At 71.0% G+C, this 24835-nt stretch carries 18 protein-coding genes; 8 read left to right on the top strand and 10 right to left on the bottom strand.

Annotated elements, in window-relative coordinates; genetic code table 11:
* The first annotated feature begins 22 nt into the window (after positions 1-22).
* The gene (locus tag G412_RS0121365; protein WP_028813856.1) at positions 23-1048 is read left to right on the top strand and encodes an ATP-dependent 6-phosphofructokinase; all 1026 of its coding nucleotides are present in this window, start codon (positions 23-25) and stop codon (positions 1046-1048) included.
* A 73-nt stretch (positions 1049-1121) separates the two neighbouring features.
* Here the strand turns inward: G412_RS0121365 and G412_RS0121360 are convergent, their stop codons facing one another.
* The 3 genes from G412_RS0121360 to G412_RS0121350 form a co-directional block, all read right to left on the bottom strand.
* Entirely contained in the window at positions 1122-1796 is a 675-nt protein-coding gene (locus tag G412_RS0121360) for a helix-turn-helix domain-containing protein (RefSeq protein WP_244283162.1), read from the bottom strand.
* Between the two features lie 149 nt (positions 1797-1945).
* Entirely contained in the window at positions 1946-2638 is a 693-nt protein-coding gene (locus G412_RS0121355) for a response regulator (RefSeq protein WP_028813854.1), read from the bottom strand.
* A complete protein-coding gene (locus tag G412_RS0121350; RefSeq protein ID WP_028813853.1) occupies positions 2635-4254 on the bottom strand; it encodes a sensor histidine kinase in 1620 nt (539 codons plus the stop codon). Before G412_RS0121350 ends, G412_RS0121355 begins: the two co-directional genes overlap by 4 nt.
* Before the next feature lie 127 nt (positions 4255-4381).
* Here G412_RS0121350 and G412_RS0121345 point away from each other — a divergent pair, with 127 nt between their 5' ends.
* Entirely contained in the window at positions 4382-5755 is a 1374-nt protein-coding gene (locus tag G412_RS0121345) for a cation:dicarboxylate symporter family transporter (protein ID WP_244283158.1), read from the top strand.
* Between the two features lie 95 nt (positions 5756-5850).
* Here G412_RS0121345 and G412_RS35475 read toward each other — a convergent pair whose 3' ends face one another.
* Positions 5851-6453 (bottom strand): TetR/AcrR family transcriptional regulator, encoded by a 603-nt coding sequence (locus G412_RS35475; RefSeq protein ID WP_037649485.1) that lies wholly within the window; start codon positions 6451-6453, stop codon positions 5851-5853.
* A gap of 97 nt (positions 6454-6550) precedes the next feature.
* Between G412_RS35475 and G412_RS0121335 the strand changes: the two genes are divergently transcribed.
* The 5 genes from G412_RS0121335 to G412_RS35470 all read left to right on the top strand — a co-directional run bounded on the left by G412_RS0121335 (position 6551) and on the right by G412_RS35470 (position 12389).
* Positions 6551-8230: an MFS transporter gene (locus G412_RS0121335; protein ID WP_028813851.1), complete on the top strand. Its 1680-nt coding sequence runs from the start codon at positions 6551-6553 to the stop codon at positions 8228-8230.
* A gap of 40 nt (positions 8231-8270) precedes the next feature.
* On the top strand, positions 8271-9155 hold the full coding sequence (locus G412_RS0121330) for an NAD(P)-dependent oxidoreductase (RefSeq protein ID WP_244283156.1): 885 nt from the start codon (positions 8271-8273) through the stop codon (positions 9153-9155).
* Between the two features lie 54 nt (positions 9156-9209).
* Positions 9210-9617: a MerR family transcriptional regulator gene (locus G412_RS0121325; RefSeq protein WP_028813849.1), complete on the top strand. Its 408-nt coding sequence runs from the start codon at positions 9210-9212 to the stop codon at positions 9615-9617.
* Between the two features lie 10 nt (positions 9618-9627).
* Positions 9628-9957 (top strand): thioredoxin, encoded by a 330-nt coding sequence (trxA, locus tag G412_RS0121320; RefSeq protein WP_028813848.1) that lies wholly within the window; start codon positions 9628-9630, stop codon positions 9955-9957.
* 146 nt (positions 9958-10103) lie between these two features.
* Complete coding sequence (locus G412_RS35470; RefSeq protein ID WP_051338519.1) at positions 10104-12389, top strand: HelD family protein; 2286 nt, start codon at positions 10104-10106, stop codon at positions 12387-12389.
* Here the strand turns inward: G412_RS35470 and glgB are convergent.
* The 6 genes from glgB to G412_RS0121285 form a co-directional block, all read right to left on the bottom strand.
* On the bottom strand, positions 12376-15057 hold the full coding sequence (gene glgB, locus G412_RS0121310; protein ID WP_341860598.1) for a 1,4-alpha-glucan branching enzyme: 2682 nt from the start codon (positions 15055-15057) through the stop codon (positions 12376-12378). The two genes, G412_RS35470 and glgB, sit on opposite strands and share 14 nt — an antisense overlap.
* A 217-nt stretch (positions 15058-15274) precedes the next feature.
* Positions 15275-16915: a maltokinase N-terminal cap-like domain-containing protein gene (locus tag G412_RS39250; protein ID WP_244283154.1), complete on the bottom strand. Its 1641-nt coding sequence runs from the start codon at positions 16913-16915 to the stop codon at positions 15275-15277.
* 203 nt (positions 16916-17118) lie between these two features.
* Complete coding sequence (gene treS / locus G412_RS0121300; protein WP_028813846.1) at positions 17119-18840, bottom strand: maltose alpha-D-glucosyltransferase; 1722 nt, start codon at positions 18838-18840, stop codon at positions 17119-17121.
* The gene (locus G412_RS0121295; protein WP_028813845.1) at positions 18837-20825 is read right to left on the bottom strand and encodes an alpha-1,4-glucan--maltose-1-phosphate maltosyltransferase; all 1989 of its coding nucleotides are present in this window, start codon (positions 20823-20825) and stop codon (positions 18837-18839) included. Before G412_RS0121295 ends, treS begins: the two co-directional genes overlap by 4 nt.
* Before the next feature lie 342 nt (positions 20826-21167).
* Positions 21168-22376, bottom strand: a complete 1209-nt coding sequence (locus G412_RS0121290; protein ID WP_028813844.1) for a S8 family peptidase — start codon at positions 22374-22376, stop codon at positions 21168-21170.
* 291 nt (positions 22377-22667) lie between these two features.
* Positions 22668-23606: an SDR family oxidoreductase gene (locus tag G412_RS0121285; RefSeq protein ID WP_028813843.1), complete on the bottom strand. Its 939-nt coding sequence runs from the start codon at positions 23604-23606 to the stop codon at positions 22668-22670.
* A 127-nt stretch (positions 23607-23733) separates the two neighbouring features.
* On the opposite strand from G412_RS0121285, the gene G412_RS35460 reads away from it, so the two are divergent.
* Positions 23734-24702 (top strand): AraC family transcriptional regulator, encoded by a 969-nt coding sequence (locus tag G412_RS35460; RefSeq protein WP_037649477.1) that lies wholly within the window; start codon positions 23734-23736, stop codon positions 24700-24702.
* Positions 24703-24835: the final 133 nt, after the last annotated feature.

The raw sequence follows: 24835 nt of genomic DNA, 5'->3' as shown, positions 1-24835 counted from the left end.
AGCGAGCAGGAGACACAGCACGATGCGTATCGGAGTCCTCACCGCAGGCGGAGACTGCCCCGGTCTTAACGCAGTGATCCGGTCGGTCGTGCACCGTGCCGTGGCAGGTCACGGCGACGAAGTCATCGGGTTCGAGGACGGATTCAAGGGCCTGCTCGACGGCCATTTCCGCCCCCTCGACCTCGACGCCGTCAGCGGCATCCTGGCCCGTGGCGGTACGATCCTCGGCTCCGCGCGCCTGGAGCGCGACCGGCTGCGCGAAGCGGCCGAGAACTGGCACGAGTTGGCGGAGCGCTCCGGCATCGACGCGCTCATCCCGATCGGCGGCGAGGGCACGCTCACCGCGTCGCGGATGCTGTCGGACGCGGGGATGCCGGTCGTCGGCGTACCGAAGACCATCGACAACGACATCAACGGCACCGACCGCACCTTCGGCTTCGACACAGCCGTGGGCGTCGCGACCGAGGCCATAGACCGTCTCAAGACGACCGCCGAATCGCACCAGCGCGTGATGGTCGTCGAGGTCATGGGCCGGCACGCCGGGTGGATCGCGCTGGAGTCCGGCATGGCGGGCGGCGCGCACGGCATCTGCCTGCCCGAGCGGCCCTTCGAGGTCGACGACCTGGTGAAGATGGTCGAGGAACGCTTCTCGCGCGGCAAGAAGTTCGCGGTCGTCTGCATCGCGGAAGGCGCGCGTCCGGCCGAGGGCTCCATGCCGTACGAGAAGGGCGCCATCGACCAGTTCGGGCACGAGCGCTTCACCGGCATCGGCAACCGGCTCGCCAGCGAGCTGGAGAAGCGCCTCGGCAAGGAGGCGCGGCCGGTCATCCTCGGCCACGTCCAGCGCGGCGGCACCCCGACGGCGTACGACCGTGTCCTCGCCACCCGCTTCGGCTGGCACGCGGTGGAGGCGGTGCACCGGGGCGACTTCGGCAACATGACGGCGCTGACCGGCACCGAGATCACGATGGTGCCGCTGGCGGCCGGCGTCGAGGAGCTGAAGACGGTTCCGGAGGCGCGGATGTACGAGGCCGAGTCGGTCTTCTGAGGCGGGGCGGACGGGCCGGCCGGGGCGGACAAGGTGTGTGGGGGCCGAGGAGGCTTCCGGTTCGGTCCGCCCGTCAGGGCATCAGCAGCCAGAAATGGCTGACGATCTCGTCCAGGAACTCCCGGCCCTTAGCGCCGTCCCCCGAACCCCCGCCGCTCCAGCTCAGCGTCGAGACCATCCGCGACTGGTAGTCGGCGTGCAAGCGCTGGAGTACGTCCTCCAGTTGGCGCCGCGGCACCGGCACGAGCTTCGCCGCCGGCCGTACGTACGCCTGCCAGCGCGTCGTCACCGCGCTGCACAGGACCTCGGCCAGGTCCTCGTCGCGGCCCGTCGCCGTGACGAACTCCTGCGGTGAGAGCCCGAGGACCTCGGAGAGCGCCGAGGACTGCCGCTCGTTGCCGCGCCACCGCCCCGCGTCCTCCATCCGCTGGTACGCCGCCGGGTCGATGCCCACCAGCCGCGCGAGATCCGGCGCCGCCAGGCCCCGCGCCATCCGGTGCTCGCGCAGCGTGCCCGGAGCGGCGATCAGTTCGCCGACGGAGCACCACAGGACTCCGGCGAGCGCCGTGATCTCCTGCATGCCGGGCGAGCGCTGCCCGCGCTCCCAGGCGACGACGAGGTCGGGGCCGATGTTCAGTCCGTACTGCGCTCGCAGCCCGTAGGCGACGTGACCGGGGGCCATGCCCAGGGCCTCGCGCAGTTGGCGCGCGGCGAGGGCGTTGAAAGGCGGAGAGGGGTGCACGGGCACACCGTATGGAGGAGAGGGCCCCCGTGACTACGGTGCGTTCCCCCAAGATCACAAATCGTAGGAACATCCTACGTCCCTACGGTCACTTCTTCACTCCACAGGTTACCCTCCGGTCACCCTTTGACTTGTGCAGGGCAGGCAACTTGGCGTCAGCGCACGGCGATCCACCGGTAGTGCAGCTCCGGGCGGCCCACCTGTCCGTACTGCGGAGCGCGCTCGGCCCGGCCCGCGGCGACCAGGTGTTCCAGGTACCGGCGGGCGGTGATCCGTGAGATCCCGACCGCGGCGGCGGCCGTCGCCGCGGTCGTCCCGGCCGGCGATTCGCGCAGGGTGCGGGTCACCGCCTCCAGCGTCGGGGCGCTGAGCCCCTTGGGGAGCGCGGCCGGCTGCGGAGTACGCAGGGCGGCGAGCGCGCGGTCCACCTCGTCCTGGCCGCTGGCCTCGCCGGCGGCGCCGCGGAACTCGGCGTAACGGGTGAGGCGGTCGCGCAGGGTGGCGAAGGTGAAGGGCTTCAGCACGTACTGCACGACACCGAGGGACACGCCTTCGCGTACGACGCCGAGATCGCGGGCCGAGGTGACGGCGATGACGTCGGCGGTGTGGCCGGCGCCGCGGATGGAACGTACGAGCTGCAGGCCGTGGCCGTCGGGGAGGTAGAGGTCGAGCAGGAGCAGGTCGACGGGTCCGCGGTCCAGGGCCCGGACCGCCGCGGCCCGCGTGTGCGCGACACCGGCGACGGCGAAGCCGGGGACGCGGGCGACGTACAGGGCGTGGGCGTCGGCGGCGACCGGGTCGTCCTCGACGACGAGGACGCGGATCGGGGGCGACGCCGTGGTGGTCATGGCCGCACCTTCCGCGCCGCCGCCTTCACGCGCAACGGCAGTCGTACCGTGAACTCGGCCCCGCCTCCATCGGCCCGGGTCAGCGCTGTCGTGCCGTCCGCCCGGTGCACCGCTTGCCGTACGAGTGCCAGCCCCAGCCCGCGCCCCGCGCTCTTCGTCGACCAGCCGCGGGCGAACACCGCGTCCGCCGCGGCGGGGGCGACACCCGGTCCCGTGTCGCGGACGCGCAGCAGCAGCTCGCCGGTCCCGTCCGTGCGGGCCGTCACCGTGACGCGCGCGCCGTCGCTGCCCTGCGCCGCGTCCACCGCGTTGTCGATCAGGTTGCCGAGGATCGTCACCAGGTCACGGGCCGGGAGCGTGCCGGGCAGCAGGCCGTCGTCGATCCGGCTGTCCTCGTCCAGTACGAGCGCCACGCCCCGCTCGTTCGCCTGCGCCGCCTTCCCCAGCAGCAACGCCGCCAGCACCGGCTCGCCCACCGCGCCGACGACCCGGTCGGTCAGGGCCTGCGCCAGCTCCAGCTCCGCCGTGGCGAACTCCACCGCCTCGTCCGTCCGGCCGAGTTCGATGAGGGAGACCACGGTGTGCAGGCGGTTCGCCGCCTCGTGGGCCTGCGAGCGCAGCGCCTGTGTGAAGCCCCGCTCGGAGTCCAGTTCGCCGGACAGGGCCTGGAGTTCGGTGTGGTCGCGCAGGGTCACGACCGTACCGCGCTTCTCCCCGCCGGTGATCGGGCGGCTGTTGACGACGACTACCCGGTCCGCCGTCAGGTGCACATCGTCGACGCGCGGCTCCGGCGCGAGCAGCGCCGCCGTCAGCGGGCCCGGCAGGTCCATTTCGGCCACCGGGCGGCCGACCGCGTCCGGTCCGAGCCCGAGCAGTTCACGCCCGCCGTCGTTGATCAGGGCGACGCGCTGCTGCCCGTCCAGCATCAGCAGCCCCTCGCGTACGGCGTGCAGCGCCGCCTCGTGGTAGTCGTGCATGCGGCTCAGCTCACCGGCGTTCATGCCGTGCGTGTGCCGCCGCAGCCGGGCGTTGATGACGTACGTACCGAGGCCGCCGAGGGCGAGCGCGCCGGACGCCACGCCGAGCAGCGCCGTCACCTGCTGCCGCACCTGCGCGCTGATCGTCTCGATGGTGATGCCCGCGCTGACGAGTCCGATGATCCGTCCACCGCGGGCCTCGGTGTCCCGCACCGGCGCCACCACGCGCACCGACCGCCCCAGCACCCCCACGTACGTCTCGTCGAAGGTGCGGCCCGCCAGAGCGGGCCCGGTGTGCCCCAGGTACGTCCTGCCGATCTGCTCCGGCTCCGGATGCGTCCAGCGGGTACCGTCCGGCGCCATGATCGTGACGAAGGTGACGCCTGCCTCCTTGCGCAGAGCCTCCGTGTACGGCTGGAGGAGCCCGGTCGGGTGGTCCGAGCGGGCCGCCTCGATCACCGCCGGGGACTTCGCGACGGCGGTGGCGGTGGCGGTGGCCTGCCGCCGCGCCGTCTCCTCGGCCTGGGACCGGTCCGAGACGTACGCGAAGACCGCGCACCCCGCGACGATCGCCGCCACCAGGACGACCTGCATCGCGAAGAGCTGGCCGGCGAGGCTGCGGGGGCGGGGTATGCGCATGCCGCAAGTGTGCCTGGCCGAAAACCCGTGAACGAAATGCACGTAACGGTGACGGGGGTCACAGCGTGATGGATAGTCGCCGGGACCCATCGGGACGTGGGTATCAGGACAAATCAAGGAGGACCCCGTGGCAGGCACAGCCGCAAGGCGGGACCGCACGCACTACCTGTATATCGCCGTCATCGTCGCCGTCGTACTCGGCGTCGCGGTGGGCTTCGCCGCCCCCGGTGTGGCCGTCGAGCTCAAGCCGCTCGGCACCGGATTCGTCAATCTGATCAAGATGATGATCTCGCCGATCATCTTCTGCACGATCGTGCTGGGCATCGGCTCGGTCCGTAAGGCCGCCAAGGTCGGCGCGGTGGGTGGCATCGCCCTCGGCTACTTCACGGTGATGTCGCTGGTCGCCCTCTCCATCGGTCTGCTCGTCGGCAACGTGCTGCACCCCGGTGACAGCCTGGCGGTGACCGACGCGGTCAAGGAGGCGGGCCAGGGCCAGGTCGTGGCGGAGGCCAAGGACACGGTCGAGTTCATCCTCGGGATCATTCCGACCACGTTCGTCTCCGCCTTCACCACGGGTGAGGTACTCCAGACCCTTCTGGTGGCGCTGCTCGCCGGCTTCGCGCTGCAGGCCATGGGCCCGGCCGGGCAGCCCGTGCTGCGCGGTGTCGAGCACATCCAGCGGCTCGTCTTCCGCATCCTGGGCATGGTGATGTGGGCGGCGCCGATCGGTGCCTTCGGCGCGATTGCGGCCGTCACCGGCTCGGCAGGTCTGGACGCGCTCAAGAGCCTGGCCGTGCTGATGCTGGGCTTCTACGTCACCTGCTTCCTCTTCGTCTTCATCGTGCTCGCAGCGCTGCTGCGCATCATCGCGGGCCTCAACATCCTCACGTTCTTCAAGTACCTGGGCCGTGAGTTCCTGCTGATCCTGTCCACTTCGTCCTCCGAGTCCGCCCTCCCGCGGCTCATCGCGAAGATGGAGCACCTGGGCGTCAGCAAACCGGTGGTCGGCATCACGGTTCCGACCGGCTACTCCTTCAACCTCGACGGCACCATGATCTACATGACCATGGCCTCGCTCTTCATCGCCGACGCCATGGGTGACCCGATGTCGCTCGCGGAGCAGATCCCGCTCCTCCTCTTCCTCCTCGTCGCGTCGAAGGGTGCGGCGGGTGTCAGCGGGGCCGGCCTGGCCACCCTGGCCGGCGGCCTCCAGTCGCACCGCCCGGAACTGGTCGACGGCGTCGGCCTGATCGTCGGCATCGACCGCTTCATGAGCGAGGCGCGCGCCCTGACGAACTTCGCGGGCAACGCGGTGGCGACGGTACTGATCGGCACCTGGACGAAGGAGATCGACAAGGAGCGGGTCGACCAGGTGCTGGCGGGCCTGGCCCCCTTCGACGAGAAGACGCTGCTCGACGACGCGTCCGCCGATCCGGCCGGCGCGGAGCCGAAGGGCCTCCCGGAGGCACGGGAGGGCGACAAGGCGGCGGCGGGGGTCTAGCCGCAGCGCATGCGCGATCCGGTACGGCGGAAGGGCGCGGCCACTGGCCGCGCCCTTCCGCCGTACCGGATCCGTACCGGACTGCGGCGCAGCCGCTACGGCTCGATCGAATCCAGCAGCGCCGTCACCCGATCCAGCGGAACACCCGCCGTGAGCAGCGCGGCCGACGCCGCAGCGCGGCCGCCGTCGGCCGCGTCCAGTGCGCCGTCGTTGACCGCTTCCATCAGGCCGAAGAGCGTCTGCTCGTGTACGTATCCGAGCGCCGCCGGGGGCAGCGGTGAGGTGAACACGCCGGCCTCCGCGCCGCGCCGCAACAGGTCGACGCACTCCTTGCGGACCGGGGCCAGGCGCTGCTTGATGCCCTCCATCGTGACGCTGCGCTGGGCGAGGGCCACCAGGAGGCGGTAGCGGTCGGCGATCCGCCAGACCGCGAGCGTCGCGCGGGCGAGCGCCTCGGCCGGGTCCGCGACGTCGTCGCGACTGGCCGCGTGGGCCTCGGAGACCGCGGCCACCGCGTTGTCCACGAGCGCCGCGACGAGTGCTTCGCGGCTCGGGAAGTGCCCGTACACCGTCCTGCGGACGACGCCGGCCGCCCGCGCGATCTGGTCCATGGAGGCGTCCGGGTCGCGCAGCAGTTCGGCGAGCGCGACATCCAGGATGCGGCGGCGGTTGGTGTCGGCCCTGATACCGGAGGTCATGCTCACCATTTTGCACATCACTGTGCAGCCCGCTAAATTGCACATAGTTGTGCAGTTGCACAGTCATGTGCAAGATCTTTCGGAAGGGTGTGGAGCCATGCGCCTGGTCGTGAACCAGCCGGTGGAGGAAATGGAGCAGCCGTACCGGCGGCGCTGGTGGGCGCTGCTCGTCCTGTGCCTGAGTCTGCTGATCATCGTGATGGCGAACACCGCCCTGACGGTCGCCGCCCCCGACATGACCAAGGACCTCGGACTCAGCAGCTCCGACCTCCAGTGGGTCATCGACGGCTACACCGTGCCGTACGCCGCGCTGATGCTCCTGCTCGGCGCGATCGGCGACAAGTACAGCCGGCGCGGGGCGCTCGTGCTCGGCCTCGTCGTCTTCGGCGCGGGGTCGGTCGCCGGGTCGCTCGTCGACAGCTCCGCCGGCGTGATCGCGGCCCGCGCGGTCATGGGCGTCGGCGCCGCGATGATCATGCCGGCCACCCTCTCGCTCCTCGCCGCGACCTTCCCGCGCGCCGAGCGCGCCAAGGCGATCGTGCTGTGGACGGCCACCGCCGGACTCGCCATCGCGGCGGGCCCGCTCGTCGCGGGCGCGCTGCTGGAGAGCCACGGCTGGGCGTCGACGTTCCTGATCAACGTGCCGGTCGCGGTCCTGGCGCTCGTCGGTACGTTCGTACTCATCCCGCCGTCGAAGGCCGCCCACCACGGGCGCATCGACTACGTCGGAGGGCTGCTGTCCGTCGTCTGGGTCGCCGCACTGGTCTACATGATCATCCAGGGCCCGCACTTCGGCTGGGACGCGCCGGCGATCACCGCCGCCGTCGTCGCGGGCGTCGGACTCGTGCTGTTCGTCGTCTGGGAGCTGCGCCACCCGCGGCCCGTTCTGGACGTACGCCGCTTCCTCGACCGGGGCTTCGCCGGCTCGAACCTCGCCGTCGCCCTCTTCTTCCTCGCGGTCTTCGGCGCGTTCTACTTCCTTACCCAGCACCTCCAGTTCGTGCTCGGTTACAACGCCTTCGAGACAGGCGTACGGATGCTGCCGCTGGCCGGCGCCGTCTTCGCCGGCTCCGCGCTGACCGGGTTCCTCACCCCCCGCCTCGGCATGAAGATCACGGTCACGGCGGGCATGGCCGGCGGCACGGCCGCTCTCGCCCTGCTGGCGCGGATCGACGCGGACTCGGCGTACGGCGATCTCGTACTGCCCCTGATGATCCTCGGCCTGGCCATCGGACTGTCCCTGTCGCCGTGCACCGACGCGATCATGGGCGCCTTCCCCGAGTCCGAACTGGGCGTCGGCGGCGCGGTCAACGACACCTCGCTGGAGCTCGGCGGCTCGCTGGGCATAGCCATCCTCGGTTCGGTGCTGGCCGGTTCGTACTCCTCGCACCTCGCCGACGCCACCGCGGGAACGAAGCTCCCCGCCGACGCGCTGACCACCGCCCAGGACTCGGTCGGTGCCGGATACGCCGTGGCGCAGGGCATCGGCGACCAGGCGAAGCAGCTCGCGGGCCAGGCGGCGAAGGCCGGAACACCGGAGCAGGCCGCGCAGCTCAAGGGGCAGGCCGGGCAACTCGCGGACGGCGCCCGCCAGATGGCCGACGCGGTCGGCGCCGCCTTCTCCGACGCGGTCGCGCACACCAGCCTGGTCGGCGCGGTGGTCCTCGGGGTGGGAACGGTGCTGGTCGCGGTACTCCTGCCGCGCCGGCCGAGCCCGGCCCCGGTGGCCGGGGAAGCAGCGAAGGGCGAGCGGGACCAGGTACTGACTAAAAAGTAGGTACTTGCCGGAAGGGAAGCGGCGGCCAAGCATGGTGGTCATGACTTCCCACAACAACCTTGTCCCTGTTGCCGTTCTCGGCCTCGGCGCCATGGGCCGCGCACTCGCCGGCGCCTTCCTGGACGCCGGGCACCCCACCACCGTCTGGAACCGTTCCGGGGGAAAGGGCGAGGACCTCGTCGCGCGCGGCGCGGTCCTCGCCCGGACCGCCGAAGAGGCCGTCCGTTCCGCCGAGTTGACCGTCGTCTGCGTGGTGAATTACGACGCCTCGCAGGCGATCCTCGAACCGCTGGCCGACGCCCTCGCCGACCGCGTCCTGGTCAACCTCACCTCGGGCGCCCCAGAGCGGGTCCGCACGGCGGCGGACTGGGCGGAGCAGCACGGCATCACGTATCTGGACGGCGCGGTGATGGTGCCGACCCCGCTCGTCGGCGGGGCGCAGGCGCTGATTTTATTCGCCGGTGCGCGGCCGGTTTTCGAGAAGTACGAGACCACCCTCAAGGCCCTGGCCGGGCAGGCCGCCTTCCTGGGTGAGGACCACGCCCTCGCGGCCGTCTACGACCTGTCGATGCTCGACCTTTTCTACGCGAGCATGTCGGGCCTCGTGCACGCCTTCGCCCTGGCACGTGAGGACAATGTCGCCGCCACGGCCCTCGCTCCGTATCTCAACACCATCGCCGCGATCCTGCCGGACATCGCGTCCGGCATGGCGGCAGCGATCGACGCGGGCGACTATGACGGACAGGAGGCGAACCTGAGCATGATGACCGCCAGCGTCGACCACCTTCTGCACATGTCGCGGGACCGTGGCCTCGACACGGGCCAGCTGGAGGCGATCAAGGCCGTCGCCGACCGTGCGATCGCCAAGGGACACGGCGCCGACGACTGGTCGAGCACGATCGAGGTGCTCAAGCTCAAGGGCTGAGCACCCGGATCTCTCCCTTGCCTTGACGCCGACGTCAAGGATTACCGTCAGGGCATGCGAATCGGCGAGCTGGCGGAGCGCGCGGGGACAACCACCCGGGCGTTGCGCTACTACGAGTCCCGCGGGCTCCTCCCCGCCCGGCGCGCGGTCAACGGCTACCGCACGTACGACGAGGACGACCTGCGGCTCCTCCAGCAGATCCGGACCCTGCAGGACTTCGGGTTCGACCTGGAGGAGACCCGCCCCTTCGTGGACTGCCTGCGGGCCGGCCACCCGGCGGGGGACTCCTGCCCGGCCTCCCTGGAGGTGTACCGGCGCAAGCTGGCCGAACTCGACGTGCTGATCGGCCAGTTGGACGCGGTGCGCACGCAGGTGGGTGCCCAGCTCGCCCGCGCCGAACTCGAAGCGCAAGCGGAACTGCCGGGCGGTCCCGAGCCGCGCTGCGAACTGACTGACAACTGAGGAGACATTGATGGTGCGAGCAGTGGATGTGGACGCGGTGACGGACGCGACCTTCGAGAACGACGTACTGCGGTCCGACCGGCCCGTCCTGGTGGAGTTCACGGCCGACTGGTGCGGCCCGTGCCGCCAGCTCGCGCCCGTACTGAGCGAGGTGGCCCGCGAGGAGGCCGCCAGGCTCAAGGTCGTGCAGCTCGACGTGGACACCAATCCCGACACCGCGGCGCGGTACGGCGTGCTGTCGATGCCGACGCTTCTCGTCTTCCGCGACGGTGAGCCGGTGAAGCAGATGGTCGGCGCCCGCCCCAAGCGCAAGCTCCTCCACGAGCTCGCGGACGTGTAGCGGTCTCGGCGGCCAGGCAAAAGAAATACCCCGGATGAATTGACATCCGGGGTATTTCTCTGCGTATATTGAGCGTTTCCGTGACCACGTTTAAAATCGGTCACAGAGGTGCCGTATGGATGCAGCGTAGCTTGTTGGGAGCTGAATTGTCAACCGAGGAATTTCAGAAAGAGCAGGAATTCATCACCGGCCTCTACGCGCGCCTCGATGAACTGCGTGATCACGCCGAGGCCGCCGTACATACCGCGTTGACGCAGGTGGGGGCGGGTCACCAGGAGAAGCTGGAGCGCGATGTGCTGGTCGCCGAGCAGTCCGGGCTGCTCGCCGCATTCAACGCGGGGGAGAACGGGCTCTGCTTCGGGCGGCTCGACTTCCAGGACGGACGCCAGTACCACATGGGCCGTATCGGAATCCGGCAGAACGACGCCGACCGCACGCCTCTCGTTGTCGACTGGCGAGCCGATGTCGCGCGCCCCTTCTATCTCGCGACCGGTTATTCCCCGATGGGCCTGCGCCGCCGTCGGCACATCACCACCGAGGGCCGCAACGTCACCGCGCTGCACGACGAGATCCTCGATCTCACCGACACCACCCGCACCGGCCACGAGGGCTCCGCCGCGGACACCGTGCTGCTCGCCGCACTGGACGCGGCGCGCTCCGGCCGGATGCACGACATCGTGCAGACCATCCAGGCCGAGCAGGACCGCATCATCCGCGCCTCCCACCAGGGCGTCCTCGTCGTCGAGGGCGGACCCGGCACCGGCAAGACCGTCGTCGCGCTGCACCGGGCGGCGTACCTGCTCTACGCGTACCGCGACCTGCTCGCCCGCCGTGGCGTGCTGATCGTCGGCCCCAACCCGGCCTTCCTCGCCTACATCGGCGAAGTGCTGCCCTCGCTCGGTGAGACCGGAGTGCTGCTGGCGACCGTGGGCGAACTCTTCCCGGGCGTCGCCGCCACCGGCACCGACACCGCCGCGGCCACCGAGGTCAAGGGGCGGGCCGCGATGGCGGACGCGCTCGCCCGCTTCGTACGGGACCACCAGAGCGTGCCCGACCCGTGGATCGAGATCGAGCACGACGACGGCACGCTCTTCCTGGACCGGGCGATGGCGGAGGACGCCCGCGCCGCCGCCCGCCAGACCGGCCTGCCGCACAACCTCGCCCGCCCCCACTTCGCCTTCCGGATCATCGACGCGCTCACCGAGCAGCTCGCCGACCGGATCGGCGCCGACCCGTACGGCGGCCCCAACTTCCTCGGACCCGACGACCTCGCCCAGCTCGGCAAGGCCATCGCCCTCAGCGACGACGTCCACGCGGCCATCGACCAGCTCTGGCCCCCGCTCACCCCCCAGAGGCTGGTCACGGAATTCCTCGCGGACCCCGCCCACCTCCCCGGCATCGACGCCGAGCTGATCCGGCGGGACGGCGGCGCGTGGACGCCCGCCGACGTGCCGCTCCTCGACGAGGCCGCCGAACTGCTCGGCCAGGACGACTCGGCCGCGCGGGCCGCCGAGGAGGCCGAGCGCCAGCAGCGGATCGCCTACGCGCAAGGCGTGCTGGATGTCGCGTACGCGTCCCGCACCTACGAGTTCGAGGACATCGACGACGAGAAGTCCGAGGTCCTGGGCGCGCACGACATCGTCGACGCCGAGCGGATGGCCGAACGCCACGAGGAGGCCGACCACCGCAGCACCGCCGAACGCGCCGCCGCCGACCGCACCTGGGCCTTCGGGCACATCATCGTCGACGAGGCGCAGGAGCTGTCCGCCATGACCTGGCGCCTGCTGATGCGCCGCTGCCCCACCCGCTCCATGACGCTGGTCGGTGACCCGGCCCAGACCGGAGACGCGGCGGGCTGCGACTCCTGGCAGCAAATCCTCCAGCCGTACGTCGGCGACCGCTGGGAGCACACCCGGCTCGGCGTCAACTACCGTACGCCCGCCGAGATCATGGAGGTCGCGGCCGGTGTACGACGGGCCGAGGACCCGGCCTTCGAGCCGCCGGGCTCGGTCCGCTCCACGGGGACCCGCCCCCTGGCGCACGCCGCCGACCCGGACGGCCTCGCCCGTACCGTCGCCAGGACGGTCGCGGAGCTGGCCAGTGCGGAGGGACGGCTGGCCGTCGTCGCGCCCACCGCCCTGCACGAGGAGCTCGCCGCCGCGCTGCCCGGTGCGTCGCACGGCCCGGCCCCCGACCTCACCCGGCCCGTCGTGCTCCTCGACCCGCGGCAGGCGAAGGGCCTGGAGTTCGACACGGTGGTCGTCGTCGAGCCCGGCCAGATCCTCGCCGGCTCGCCGCGCGGCACCAACGACCTGTACGTCGCCCTGACGCGGGCCACGCAGCAGCTCGCCGTCGTCCACACGGGAGCCCTTCCCGAATGCCTCCGGGAAGGGCTCGCGCGGCGGACGCAGGAGGAGATCAGGCCGGCTTGAACCACACCGTCGCCAGCGGCGGCAGCGTCATCTCCAGGTAGGGCCGGCCGCCGTGCGCCCCGCCCGCCTCGGGCTTGAGCGGCTCAGGGTTGCGTACGTCGCTGCCGCCGTACCGGGCCGCGTCCGTGTTCAGGACCTCCGTCCAGGCCGGGATCAGGTCCGGTACGCACAGCCGGTACCCGTGCCGCACCACCGGCGAGAAGTTGGAGACGGCCAGCAGCGGGCCGCTCTTCGCGTCGAAGCGCAGGAACGCGAAGACATTGTCCTCGGCGGCGTCGCCCAGCACCCACGCGAAACCGTCGGGGACCGTGTCCAGCTCCCACAGCGCGGGCGTGTCGAGGTACACCTGGTTGAGGTCGCGGACCAGGTCGCGTACGCCACGGTGGTCCGGCTCCGCCGAGTACGACGGGTCGAGCAGCCACCAGTCGGGACCGTGCCCCTCCGACCACTCCGCTCCCTGGGCGAACTCCTGCCCCATGAAGAGCAGCTGCTTGCCGGGGTGCGCCCACATGTAGCCGAGGTACGCACGGTGATTGGCGCGCTGCTGCCACCAGTCGCCCGGCATCTTGCTCACCAGGGCCTGCTTGCCGTGCACCACCTCGTCGTGCGAGATCGGCAGGACGTAGTTCTCGCTGTACGCGTACACCATCGAGAAGGTCATCTCGTTGTGGTGGTACTTGCGGTGCACCGGCTCCTTGCTGACGTACACCAGCGAGTCGTGCATCCAGCCCATGTTCCACTTGAGACCGAAGCCGAGACCGCCGCTGTCGGTGGGGCGGGTCACGCCGTCCCAGGCGGTGGACTCCTCGGCGATCGTCACGACGCCGGGGTTGCGGCGGTAGACGGTCGCGTTCATCTCCTGGAGGAAGGAGACGGCGTCCGGGTTGTCGCGGCCGCCGAACTCGTTCGGCGCCCACTCGCCGTGCTCGCGCGAGTAGTCGAGGTAGAGCATCGAGGCGACCGCGTCGACACGCAGGCCGTCGATGTGGAACTCCTCGCACCAGTACGTGGCGTTGGCGACCAGGAAGTTGCGCACCTCCGGGCGCCCGTAGTCGAATTCCAGCGTGCCCCAGTCGGGGTGCTCGGCGCGCCGCCAGTCCTCGTGCTCGTACAGGTTCGGGCCGTCGAATCGCGCCAGCGCCCAGTCGTCCTTCGGGAAGTGGGCCGGGACCCAGTCCATGATGACGCCGATACCGGCCCGGTGCAGCGACTCGACCAGGTACCGGAAGTCGTCGGGCGTGCCCATGCGGGCCGTCGGCGCGTACAGACCGGTGACCTGGTAACCCCAGGAGCCGCCGAAGGGGTGCTCGGCGACCGGCATCAGCTCGACGTGGGTGAAGCCGAGATCGGCGACGTACGCCGGAAGCTGCTCCGCGAGCTCGCGGTAGGACAGTCCGGGCCGCCAGGACCCCAGATGCACCTCGTAGACCGAGAACGGCGCCTTGTGCACCGGCCGGTCGGCGCGGTGCTCCATCCACTCCTGGTCACGCCACACATGGTGCGAGGCCGTCACGATCGAGGCATTGGCGGGCGGGCACTCGGTGCGGCGGGCCATCGGGTCGGCGCGCAGCGTGTGACTGCCGTCGGGCCGCATGATCTCGAACTTGTAGAGCGTCCCTTCCCCGACACCGGGCACGAACAGCTCCCAGATGCCGGACGAGCCGAGGGAGCGCATCGGGAACCCGGTGGCGTTCCAGTAGTTGAAGTCACCCGCGACACGGACGCCGCGCGCGTTCGGCGCCCAGACCGTGAAACGGGTGCCACTCACGCCCTGATGGACCATCGGCTGAGCGCCGAGCGCCCGCCACAGCTCCTCGTGGCGGCCCTCGCCGATGAGGTACAGGTCGAGTTCACCGAGGGCGGGCAGAAAGCGGTACGGGTCCTGCACCTCCAGCTCGTTGTCGTCGTACGTGACGAGCAGGCTGTACTCCGGCGGCACGGCGTCCAGGGGCAGTACGCCGGAGAACAGCCCGTCGCCGTCGTCGTGCAGCGCGGTGCGGTGACCGGCGGCCAGCACGGTGACGGCGCGGGCGAAGGGCCGCAGCGCGCGGAAGACGACGCCGGTGGCCGCGCCGTCGGCGGGATGGGCGCCGAGGAGCCCGTGCGGGTCGTGATGACCGCCGGCCAGCAGCCGGTCCCGGTCGCTCCCCCGGAGCGCGGGGCCGTCGGGCTCCCGCTTCGGAGCCCTGGTGCGCCGCGCGGGCGTGGTGGACTCGGTGTCCTGCACGGCCTTCGGCGCGGAGTCGGGAGGCTGGTCCGCGGGGGTGGTGGGCTGCGCGGTGGTCCGCCGGGACTTGGCGGGCCTGGCGGTCTTCGCTGGCTTCGTGGCCTTGGCCGCCTTGCCGGACTCCGCGTCCTGTGCGGCCTTGGGGGCGGAGTCCGGAGGGCCGGCGGCGGCGGCCTGCGCCGCCGCACCGGTCTTGGCGGCGGCCTTGGCGGGTTTGGCCTGCTTCACGGCCCTGGAGGGCTTGCGCGGCGGCGGGGTCTCGGCGGCCTTCAGGGGCTGCGGAGCACCCTGCGGTGCCTGCGAAGGCTCGACGGCGTCGGCCTGCTTGGGGGCCCTGGCGGGTTTGGCACGCTTGCGCGGCGGTACGGGCGGCGCGCTCTCGGGCGACGTGGGCACGCTCGGGGAATCGGCGGACTTGCGGGACGGTGGACGGGGGGTCACGGGTGCGGCCTCCTCGGGAGGATCCGGTCGGGTGCGGTGGACGGGCGGAGGTGGGCTGGAGCGCGCCGCGCCGGGGCGGCGGCGACCGGGCGCGGCGGCCCGGCCGCGCGCCGGAGCCACAGGCGCCCACGGGCGGCCCCGGACGGCTGCGCGGCACGCAGCCCCCGGAGAGCGGACCGGGGCGCGGTACGCGTCACCGGCGTCGGGGGGAGAGGGGTCATGGTGTCGGTCCCGGTGTGTGGTCGGTCTCCGGGGGCGGGTCGGACGCGCGGTGGGCCGCGGTGTCCGAGGACGGGGCGGGGCCGCTGTGCGGGGGTGTTCCCGGCGGCCGGGTGGGGGCGCTGTGCCTGGGTGTTCCGGGCAGCGGGCCAGTGGTGCGGTGCGGGGTGGTTTCCGGGCGGTGGCCGGGGGTGCGGGCGCCGGGCGACGAGGCCAGGCGGTGAATGGCCGCCAGGGGGACCGGCAGCCAGTCCGGGCGGTGCCGGGCCTCGTAGAGGACCTCGTACACCGCCTTGTCCGTCTCGTACGCCCGCAGCAGCTCCGGCTCGTCGCGCGGGTCGGTCCCCGACGCCTTCGCGTACCCGTCGCAGAACGCCTCCCGGCACCGCGTCGCCCAGTCCGCGTCCCACGGCTGGTGGGAGCGGGCCGCGTAGTCGAACGACCGCAGCATGCCCGCCACATCGCGTACGACCGGCTGCGGGCGGCGCCGCTCCGCGAGCGGGCGCGACGGCTCGCCCTCGAAGTCGATGACCGACCACTCGCCGCCGGGTGCGCGCAGCGCCTGGCCCAGGTGCAGGTCGCCGTGGACCCGCTGGGCCGGCCAGGCCCGCCCCGCCCGCCCCCGCGCCGCGAACGCGTCGAAGGCGGTGCGCAGGGCGGGGACGTACGGGACGAGCGCCGGCACCGCCTGCGCCGCCGCGTCGAGGCGTTCGGTCATCGCCGCCGCCAGCGCCTCGGTCTGCTGCTTGCGCAGCATGACCATCGGCAGGGCGACGGCGAGCGCGGTGTGCACCTCGGCGGTGGCCCGGCCCAGCGCCTGCGCGTCGGCGGTGAAGTCGTTGCCGACGGCCAGGGCCCGCAGCGCGCGCTGCCAGCCGTCCTCCGAGCCGCGCAGGAAGGGCTGCAGGACCCCGAGGGCGTACGGCTGGTACGGATCGTCGGTGTTGTCGGCCTCGTACCAGGCGACCGGCGCGGGCACCCGCTCGCAGCCCTTGCGGGCCAGGGCGAGCGGCAGCTCCAGATCGGGGTTGGAGCCGGGGCTGACCCGGCGGAAGACCTTGAGAATGAACGAATCTCCATAGACGAGAGACGAGTTGGACTGCTCGGCGCCGAGCGGCCTGGGCGTGAGACCGGGCGGGATGACGACCGACGGGTCCCGCTCGAAGCGCAGCGCCCCCTGCACACCGGTGTTGCGCAGCCGTTCCAGGAGCAGTCCGGCCAGACGCGGGTCCAGCAGCGCGTCGTAGACGGTGAGACCCTCCAGCGGCCCGTCCTGGACGTGCCCGATCAGGGCCGGCGCGAGACGTGGCGGCAGCGCGGACCGTACGCCGAGCAGCAGTTGGTAGCAGTCGGCCACCGGTGGCCCCGGCGGACCGTGCGTGGCCGCGGCGGGCTGCTGGACGCTCACCAGCAGATGCAGCAGGCCGGGAGCGCCCGAAACACCGCCGGACGAGGGCAGCAACTCCGTGGCGGCGACGAGCGAGAACCCGGTGACCGGGCGTCCCTTGCCCGCGAACCACCGCTGCCTGGGCAGCCATTCGTACAGCAGCGGCGCCAGCGAGGGGAGCAGCGCCGGGGGTGGGGCTGGAGGAGTGGCGCGGCGGGCGGCCGTACTCCGGGTGGATGCAGCCTCCGACATGGCATCGCGTCCTTTCCCCGGGCACACCACAGGATGCGCAGAGTGTCCCGGATTGCGACCGTAGCTGTCCGGGCGGTGCGTGGGGTTCTCCCCGCAGCCGAAACGCGGGAAGTGTCGGGTCGGGGATCGTCCGTACGGACCCGATATGACGGGATGAGTGCCCACAGCGGGGCGGGGGAAACCGCCCCGCCGCAGAAGGCACTTCAGGCGCGCTTGGCCGGGAGCGGCGACGCGTCCTTGCGCAGCCGGAACCAGTAGAAGCCGTGACCTGCGAGGGTCAGCAGATACGGCCATTCGCCGATGGCCGGGAAACGCACCCCGCCGATCAGCTCGACCGGATGACGGCCGTTGAAGGTCTGGAGATCGAGTTCCGTCGGCTGCGGGAAGCGCGAGAAGTTGTGGACACACAGCACCAGGTCGTCCTTGTACTCGCGCAGGAACGCGATCACGGCCGGGTTGGTCGACGGCAGCTCGGTGTACGAGCCGAGGCCGAAGGCCGGGTTCTGCTTGCGGATCTCGATCATCCGCCGCGTCCAGTGCAGCAGCGACGAGGGCGAGGTCATCGCCGCCTCGACGTTGGTGACCTGGTACCCGTAGACCGGGTCCATGATCGTGGGGAGGAACAGCCGTCCCGGATCACAGGACGAGAAGCCGGCGTTGCGGTCGGGCGTCCACTGCATGGGTGTGCGTACGGCGTCCCGGTCACCGAGCCAGATGTTGTCGCCCATCCCGATCTCGTCGCCGTAGTACAGGATCGGCGAACCGGGGAGGGACAGGAGCAGCGCCGTGAACAGCTCGATCTGGTTGCGGTCGTTGTCGAGGAGGGGTGCGAGCCGCCGGCGGATGCCGATGTTGGCGCGCATCCGCGGGTCCTTGGCGTACTCCGCGTACATGTAGTCGCGCTCTTCGTCCGTGACCATTTCGAGGGTCAGCTCGTCGTGGTTGCGCAGGAAGATGCCCCACTGGCAGTTGGACGGGATGGCCGGGGTCTTGGCCAGGACTTCGGAGACCGGGTAGCGCGATTCGCGCCGTACGGCCATGAAGATGCGCGGCATGACCGGGAAGTGGAAGGCCATGTGGCACTCGTCGCCGCCCTTTTTGAAGTCGCCGAAGTAGTCGACGACGTCTTCCGGCCACTGGTTGGCCTCGGCGAGGATCACGGTGTCCGGGTAGGACGCGTCGATCTCCTTGCGCACCCGCTTCAGGAACTGGTGGGTGCGGGGGAGGTTCTCGCAGTTGGTTCCCTCCTCCTGGTAGAGGTAGGGGACGGCGTCGAGGCGGAAGCCGTCGATGCCCAGGTCGAGCCAGAAGCGCAGGGCGGAGATCATCTCCTCCTGCACGGCCGGGTTCTCGTAGTTGAGGTCCGGCTGGTGGGAGAAGAAGCGGTGCCAGAAGTACTGCTTGCGGACGGGGTCGAAGGTCCAGTTGGACGTCTCCGTGTCGACGAAGATGATCCGGGCGTCCTGGTACTGCTTGTCGTCGTCGGCCCAGACGTAGTAGTCGCCGTACGGACCCTGCGGATCGGACCTCGACTCCTGGAACCACGGATGCTGGTCGCTCGTGTGGTTCATGACAAAGTCGATGATCACGCGCATGCCACGGTGGTGCGCGGCGTCCACGAACTCCACGAAGTCGGCCAGGTCGCCGAACTCGGGGAGGACGGACGTGTAGTCCGATACGTCGTAACCGCCGTCGCGCAGCGGAGACTTGAAGAACGGCGGCAGCCAGAGGCAGTCGACGCCGAGCCATTGGAGGTAGTCCAGCTTGGCGGTGATGCCCTTGAGGTCGCCTACGCCGTCTCCGTTGCTGTCCTGGAAGGAACGGACGAGCACTTCGTAGAACACCGCCCGCTTGAACCACTCCGGGTCGCGGTCCTTGGCGGGCGTGTCTTCGAACGTGTCGTGGACGGGCTCATTGACGATCATGATGTGGGTGACCCTCCGATCGGCGGGGACGGTCGCAGGACGAAGATGTGCGCGGGCGTACGGCCCGGCTCGAGGCGCACATAGTTGGCCCTGCCCCAGTGGTAGGTCTCGCCGGTGAGCTCGTCGCGCACCGGGACGGAATCGGACCAGTCGAGGCCGAGTTCCGGCATGTCCAACGAGACCGTGGCCTCCTGGGTGTGGTGAGGGTCGAGGTTGACGACCACCACAACGATGTTCGAACCGGAGCGCTTCGAGTACGCGATGACCGCGTCGTTGTCGGCGTGGTGGAAGTGCAGATCGCGGAGCTGCTGAAGCGCCGGGTGACGGCGGCGCACGCGGTTGAGGGTGGTGATCAGCGGGGCGATCGTGCGGCCCTCGCGCTCCGCCGATTCCCAGTCGCGCGGACGCAGTTGGTACTTCTCCGAGTTCAGGTACTCCTCGCTGCCCGGCTTGGCCGGGGTGTTCTCGCACAGCTCGTAGCCCGCGTACACGCCCCACGAGGGCGCCAGGGTGGCGGCGAGCACCGCCCGTACCTCGAAGGCGGGACGGCCGCCGTGCTGGAGGTAGGCGTGCAGGATGTCCGGGGTGTTCACGAAGAAATTGGGACGCATGTACGAAGCGGCGTCTCCGGTGAGCTCCGTGAGGTACTCGGTCAGTTCCTGCTTGGTGTTGCGCCAGGTGAAGTACGTGTACGACTGCTGGAAGCCGATCGCCGCCAGGGTGTGCATCATCGCGGGGCGGGTGAAGGCCTCGGCGAGGAAGATGACGTCGGGGTCGGTGCGGTTGATGTCCGCGATGACCTTCTCCCAGAAGACCACCGGCTTGGTGTGCGGATTGTCGACGCGGAAGATCCGTACCCCGTGGCTCATCCACAGCCGCAGCACCCGCAGCGTCTCGCGGATCAGGCCGGGCATGTCGGCGTCGAACGCGATGGGGTAGATGTCCTGGTACTTCTTCGGCGGGTTCTCGGCGTACGCGATCGAGCCGTCGGCGCGGTGGTGGAACCACTCGGGGTGCTCGGTGACCCAGGGGTGGTCGGGCGAGCACTGGAGCGCGAAGTCCAGTGCGATCTCCATGCGCAGGTCCCGGGCGCGCGCGACGAAGGCGTCGAAGTCCTCGAAGGTGCCGAGGCCGGGGTGGATCGCGTCGTGGCCGCCGTCCTTCGAACCGATCGCCCAGGGCACGCCGACATCCCTGGCCGACGCGGACAGAGTGTTGTTGGGGCCCTTGCGGTGCGTGGTGCCGATGGGGTGAATGGGCGGCAGGTACACCACGTCGAAGCCCATCGCGGCCACGGCGGGCAGCCGCTCGGCGGCCGTCTTGAACGTTCCGCCGGTCTGCTTCCCCCGTTTGTCGGTACGGACGCCCTCGGAGCGCGGGAAGAACTCGTACCAGGAGCCGAAGAGCGCGCGCCCGCGCTCGACGAGCAGCGGCATCTCGGGTGAGGACGTGACCAGCTCGCGCAGCGGGTGGCGGCCGAGCGCCGCGTCCGCCTCCGGGTCGAGCGCGGCGGCGAGCCGGACGGCGGGGGGCTTCGCGGTGTCGCGCAGCGCGTCGACGGCGGCCAGGACCGCCTCACGCCCGTCCTTCTTCGGCACGCCGGAGGCGGCCCGCTCGTACAGCTCCGCGCCCTCCGCGAGTACCAGCTCGGTGTCCTGGCCCGCCGGGATCTTGATGCGGGCGTTGTGGCGCCAGGTCGCCACGGGATCGGACCAGGCCTCCACGGCGTACGTCCACTGCCCCTCGGCGAGAGGCGTCACGCGCGCGCCCCACCGGTCGGTGCCCGGCGCGAGTTCGCGCATCGGCGTCCAGGGCCCCTCCCGGCCCGCCGGGTCACGCAGGACGACGTTGGCGGCGACGGCGTCGTGGCCCTCGCGGAAGACGGTGGCGGTGACTTCGAACGTCTCACCGGCCACCGCCTTCGCCGGCCTTCTGCCGCAGTCGACGGCGGGACGTACGTCCAGGACAGGGATGCGACCGATCATTGGCTCACCTGGGGGCTGAGCGGCCGCGGACGAGCGCGGCTCGCGTTCGGGGGCTTTCTTGGGGTCTGTCCTTTTTATCTGCTCCGTTGGCGACTGGTGGGGTGCGGGCATCACCGCTCCTGTCCACGTTCACTCGGGTGGACCGACTTGGGCCGACTTGGGTACGTGGGGGGTGCGTACCGCAGGAGCCTTCCCTCGTACCACGGGTGCGCAATCCGGGGGATTGTTAACTACCGCCGCGTAAGAATGCCGAAAAGAAACGGCCCCGCCTTTCGGGCGGGGCCGTCCGTTTTCCGGTGTGCGGGTGTGCGGTTGTGCGGGTGTGCGGGTGTGCCGCTGCGATCAGTTGTTCACCTGGAGCAGCAGGTTCGGCGAGGCGAGGCCCGCGCCCGTGACCTTGCCCTTGGCCGCCTTCCCGGTCAGCGCCCGGCTCACGTCCGCCGGGGTCGCCGACGTGTGTCCGGCCAGATACAGCGCTGCCGCGCCCGCGGTGTGCGGGGCCGCCATCGACGTACCGGATATGGTCTTTGTCGCCGTGTCACCCGTGTTCCAGGTGGACGAGATCGCCACTCCGGGTGCGAACAGGTCGAGCTGCGGACCCCAGTTCGAGAAGCTCGCACGCGCGTCCTTGACATCCGTCGCGCCGACCGTGAGCGCTTCCGCGACGCGGGCCGGCGAGTACAGGTTCGCCGGCAGCCCGTCGTTGCCCGCCGCGACCGTGTACGTGACGCCGGACGCGATCGAGTTGCGTACGGCCGCGTCCAGCTGGGCGTTGGCGAAACCGCCGAGGCTCAGGTTCGCCACGGCCGGCTTCCCGGCGTTCTTCGTCACCCAGTCGATGCCCGCGATGACCTGGGCCGTCGTACCGGAGCCGGCGTTGTCGAGCACCCGTACGCCGACCACCCTGGCCTTCTTCGCGACGCCGTACGTCCGGCCCGCGACGGTGCCGGCGACGTGCGTGCCGTGACCGTTGCCGTCCTGGGCGGTGGCGTCGTTGTCGACGAAGTCCCAGCCGCTGCTCGCCCGGCCGCCGAAGTCCTGGTGGGACGAGCGGATACCGGTGTCGATGACGTACACGTTCACGCCGCCGCCGGCGCTCTCGGGATACGTGTACGACTTGTCCAGGGGGAGACCGGGCTGGTCGAGCCGGTCCAGGCCCCATGTCGGGTTCTGCTGGGTGCCTGCCAGCGACACCTTGGTGTCCTGGACCACGGAGGCGACGTTCGGGTCCGCCGCGAGGCGCTTGGCCTGCGCCTCGTCCGCTCTCACGGCGTAACCGTTGAGCACGGTGCTGTACGTGTGCTTGATGGCCGCCCCGTACCGCTGCGCGAGGTCGCTGCCGGCCTCGGACGGAGCCTTGATTCCCCCCGGTCCTGTCTTGAGCGTGACGATGTAGCTGTTGCCGACCGAGCCGGGTGCGCCGGCTCCCAGTATCCGCCCCTCGGCCGGGGCGGCCTGCGCGGGCAGCGTGATGGCCGAGAGAACCGCTGCCGTGGTGACAGCGGTGACGGCTCCCGCGAGGCGCGGGCGGGAAGTGCGCGTTTGTGCCATGTGCTGAGTCCCCTCCTCAACTTGGCGCACGTACTGCGGAGTTGATCCGGCCCTGTCCGCCGGCCCCCGTGGCGCTGCGGCAGACACCGCCGGGCAGCCTCTCGTGCGCTGTGAAGCACTACAAGACCGCACGTGGGGCCGGAATTGGCGATATCGCTGGTGAGGGGATTGCGGAGGTGATCACTCAGGTTGTCCGCAGGTCTTCACAAAAAGGGGAGGACCCGAGAGGGGAGGACCAGGGTCTGTCCGACGGATCATGGCCGGGGCCGCGCCTGATCCGCCGGACAGGTCCTAGGAGACCGCGGTCGCGTCGTCCGCCCAGATCTGCCACGGCTGCCTGGCCACCCACTCGTCGACCGGTGCCGGCTTCACGCAGAGCGCCTCGGCGGCGCTGCCGTCGTCGCCCGCCATCAGCTCGGGGCCCGCGCCGCTCGCCATGTAGTGGTAGATGCCCGCCACACCGGCCGCCGCCCGGGGTCCGATGGCCTGCGCCAGCCCCTCCTCGAAGACGTGTGGCGGCAGCGGCGCGTAGTGCACATCGCGGCCGAGCCCCTGCGCGAAGGCCGCCGCGAGCTCGTCCCCGGTCAGGCTCTGCGAGCCGCCGATGTCCAGCGTGCGGCCGGCGACACCGTCCACGGTCAGCGCCGCGTACACGGCCTCGGCGAGGTCCCGGTGGGAGAGCCAGGCGGTCCTCGTGTCGGCGGGCAGCGGGTAGGCGAGTACGCCGTCCTTCGCCAGCGCCGGGCCGTTCCACGGGCTGAAGAGGTTGTCGAGGTACACCGGCGGCCGCAGCACGACCAGCTCCACACCGCTGTCGCGCAGGCCCTCGCGCAGAACCGTCTCGGCGAGCCGCCGGGTCTCGAAGGCCGCCACATTCGTGGAGGCCTCGGGGACACGGGTGTTGGAGTTGTAGACAACTCTGCGCACTCCGGCCCCACGGGCCGCGTCCGCGATGTTCCGGGCGTACGCCTCGACCGTCTCCGTGTCGTACACCAGCGGCATCACGACCGAGGCGTGCGTGGCGCGCTCGAAGAGGTGGCGTACGTCGTCCGCGTTCGCGAGGTCGCCGAGGACGAAGGCGGCTCCCCCGAGCTCGGGGCGCTCGCTCTCGGACTTGCGGGTCAGTGTGCGGACGCGGTGCTTCCGCTCCGCCAGCAGGCGGGCCACCGCGCCGCCCTGGAAGCCGGTCGCCCCCACGACCGCGACGCGCATCGGAATGTGATCGGACATGAGTGTCTGGAGCCCTTCGATAGGGTGAGGCTGTTGCCGTGAACGGCCTTTCCAGGCTGGCGGCGGGGGCTTCGGCCGATCAATTAACAAACCGGGGCGAGGGTTGAGGGATCGTCCAATGGACGCGATGGAACGACCAGGCGACGAAGGCGGCGAAAGCGGCGAAAGCGACGACCTGCTCAGCGAGCTGTTGAAGCCTTTGCGCCTCACCGGCGTTTTCGACAGCCGCTGGCATGTGAACGCCCCGTGGGCCATCGAGGGCGACGCCGAGCAGAGTTGCGCCGTACTCCATTACATCGTCGAGGGCGGCTGCTGGATCAGCGGCGAGGGCCAGACCCCCCTCGAACTGAACGTGGGCGACCTCGCCGTCTTCCCGACCGGGACCGCGCACCGCCTCTCCGACCGGCCGGACCGGCAGGGCATGCCGCTGCGCGCGGTGCTGCCCGAGCGCCAGCCCGGCACGTCCGGCGAGATCAGGATCGAGGGCAGCGGACCGGAGAGCCGACTGCTGTGCGCCGGGCTGCACTACGACGCGAGCGCCGCGACCGGCCTCTACAAAGCGCTGCCGTGGGCCCTGGTGCTCGACGGCCCGCAGGTCGCCGCCGAGCCGCTGCTGCGTGACACGTTGCGCCTGCTCGCGGCGCCGGACCGGCCCGTCGGGCCGGGCGACCGGCTCATCACGCTGCGCGCGTTCGAGATGGCGCTGGTGCTGGCGCTGCGGCCGCTGCTGCGCCAACTGGCCGACAACCCGTCCGCGCTGCCGGTGCTGCGGCACCCCGGCATCAGCAGGGCGATGGTGATCATCGCGACCCGGTTCGCGGAGCCGTGGACGATCGAGTCGCTGGCCCGCGAGGTCGGCATGTCCAGGTCCGCCTTCACCGCGGCCTTCCGCACGCTGGTCGGGGACGCGCCGGCGCGGCACCTGACGGGGCGCCGTATGCAGGAGGCGGCGCGGCTGCTGAGGGAGACGACGGTGGCGCAGTCGGCGGTGCCGCAGCGGGTCGGTTACCAGAGCTCGGTGGGCTTCCACCTCGCGTTCCGCAAGTGGTTCGGCACGACGCCGGGCGAGTACCGGATCGCGGCGGGGCCGGCGTAGGGGCCTGCGGGGCGGGCCGGGCCACCCGCACCCGACTGGCCGGTTCATAAGGACCGGTGGACGGGTGTTCATTGCCGGGGCGGGCGCGGCCAGACAGGCTCGGCAGCGGCATTGCCGTTCCGTATGAGGAGAA

It is taken from the genome of Streptomyces flavidovirens DSM 40150 (assembly GCF_000429085.1).
In the GTDB taxonomy this organism is placed as follows: domain Bacteria; phylum Actinomycetota; class Actinomycetes; order Streptomycetales; family Streptomycetaceae; genus Streptomyces; species Streptomyces flavidovirens.
Note: the sequence above shows the minus strand (reverse complement) of the source record. Positions and strands in the feature narration are given on the sequence as shown.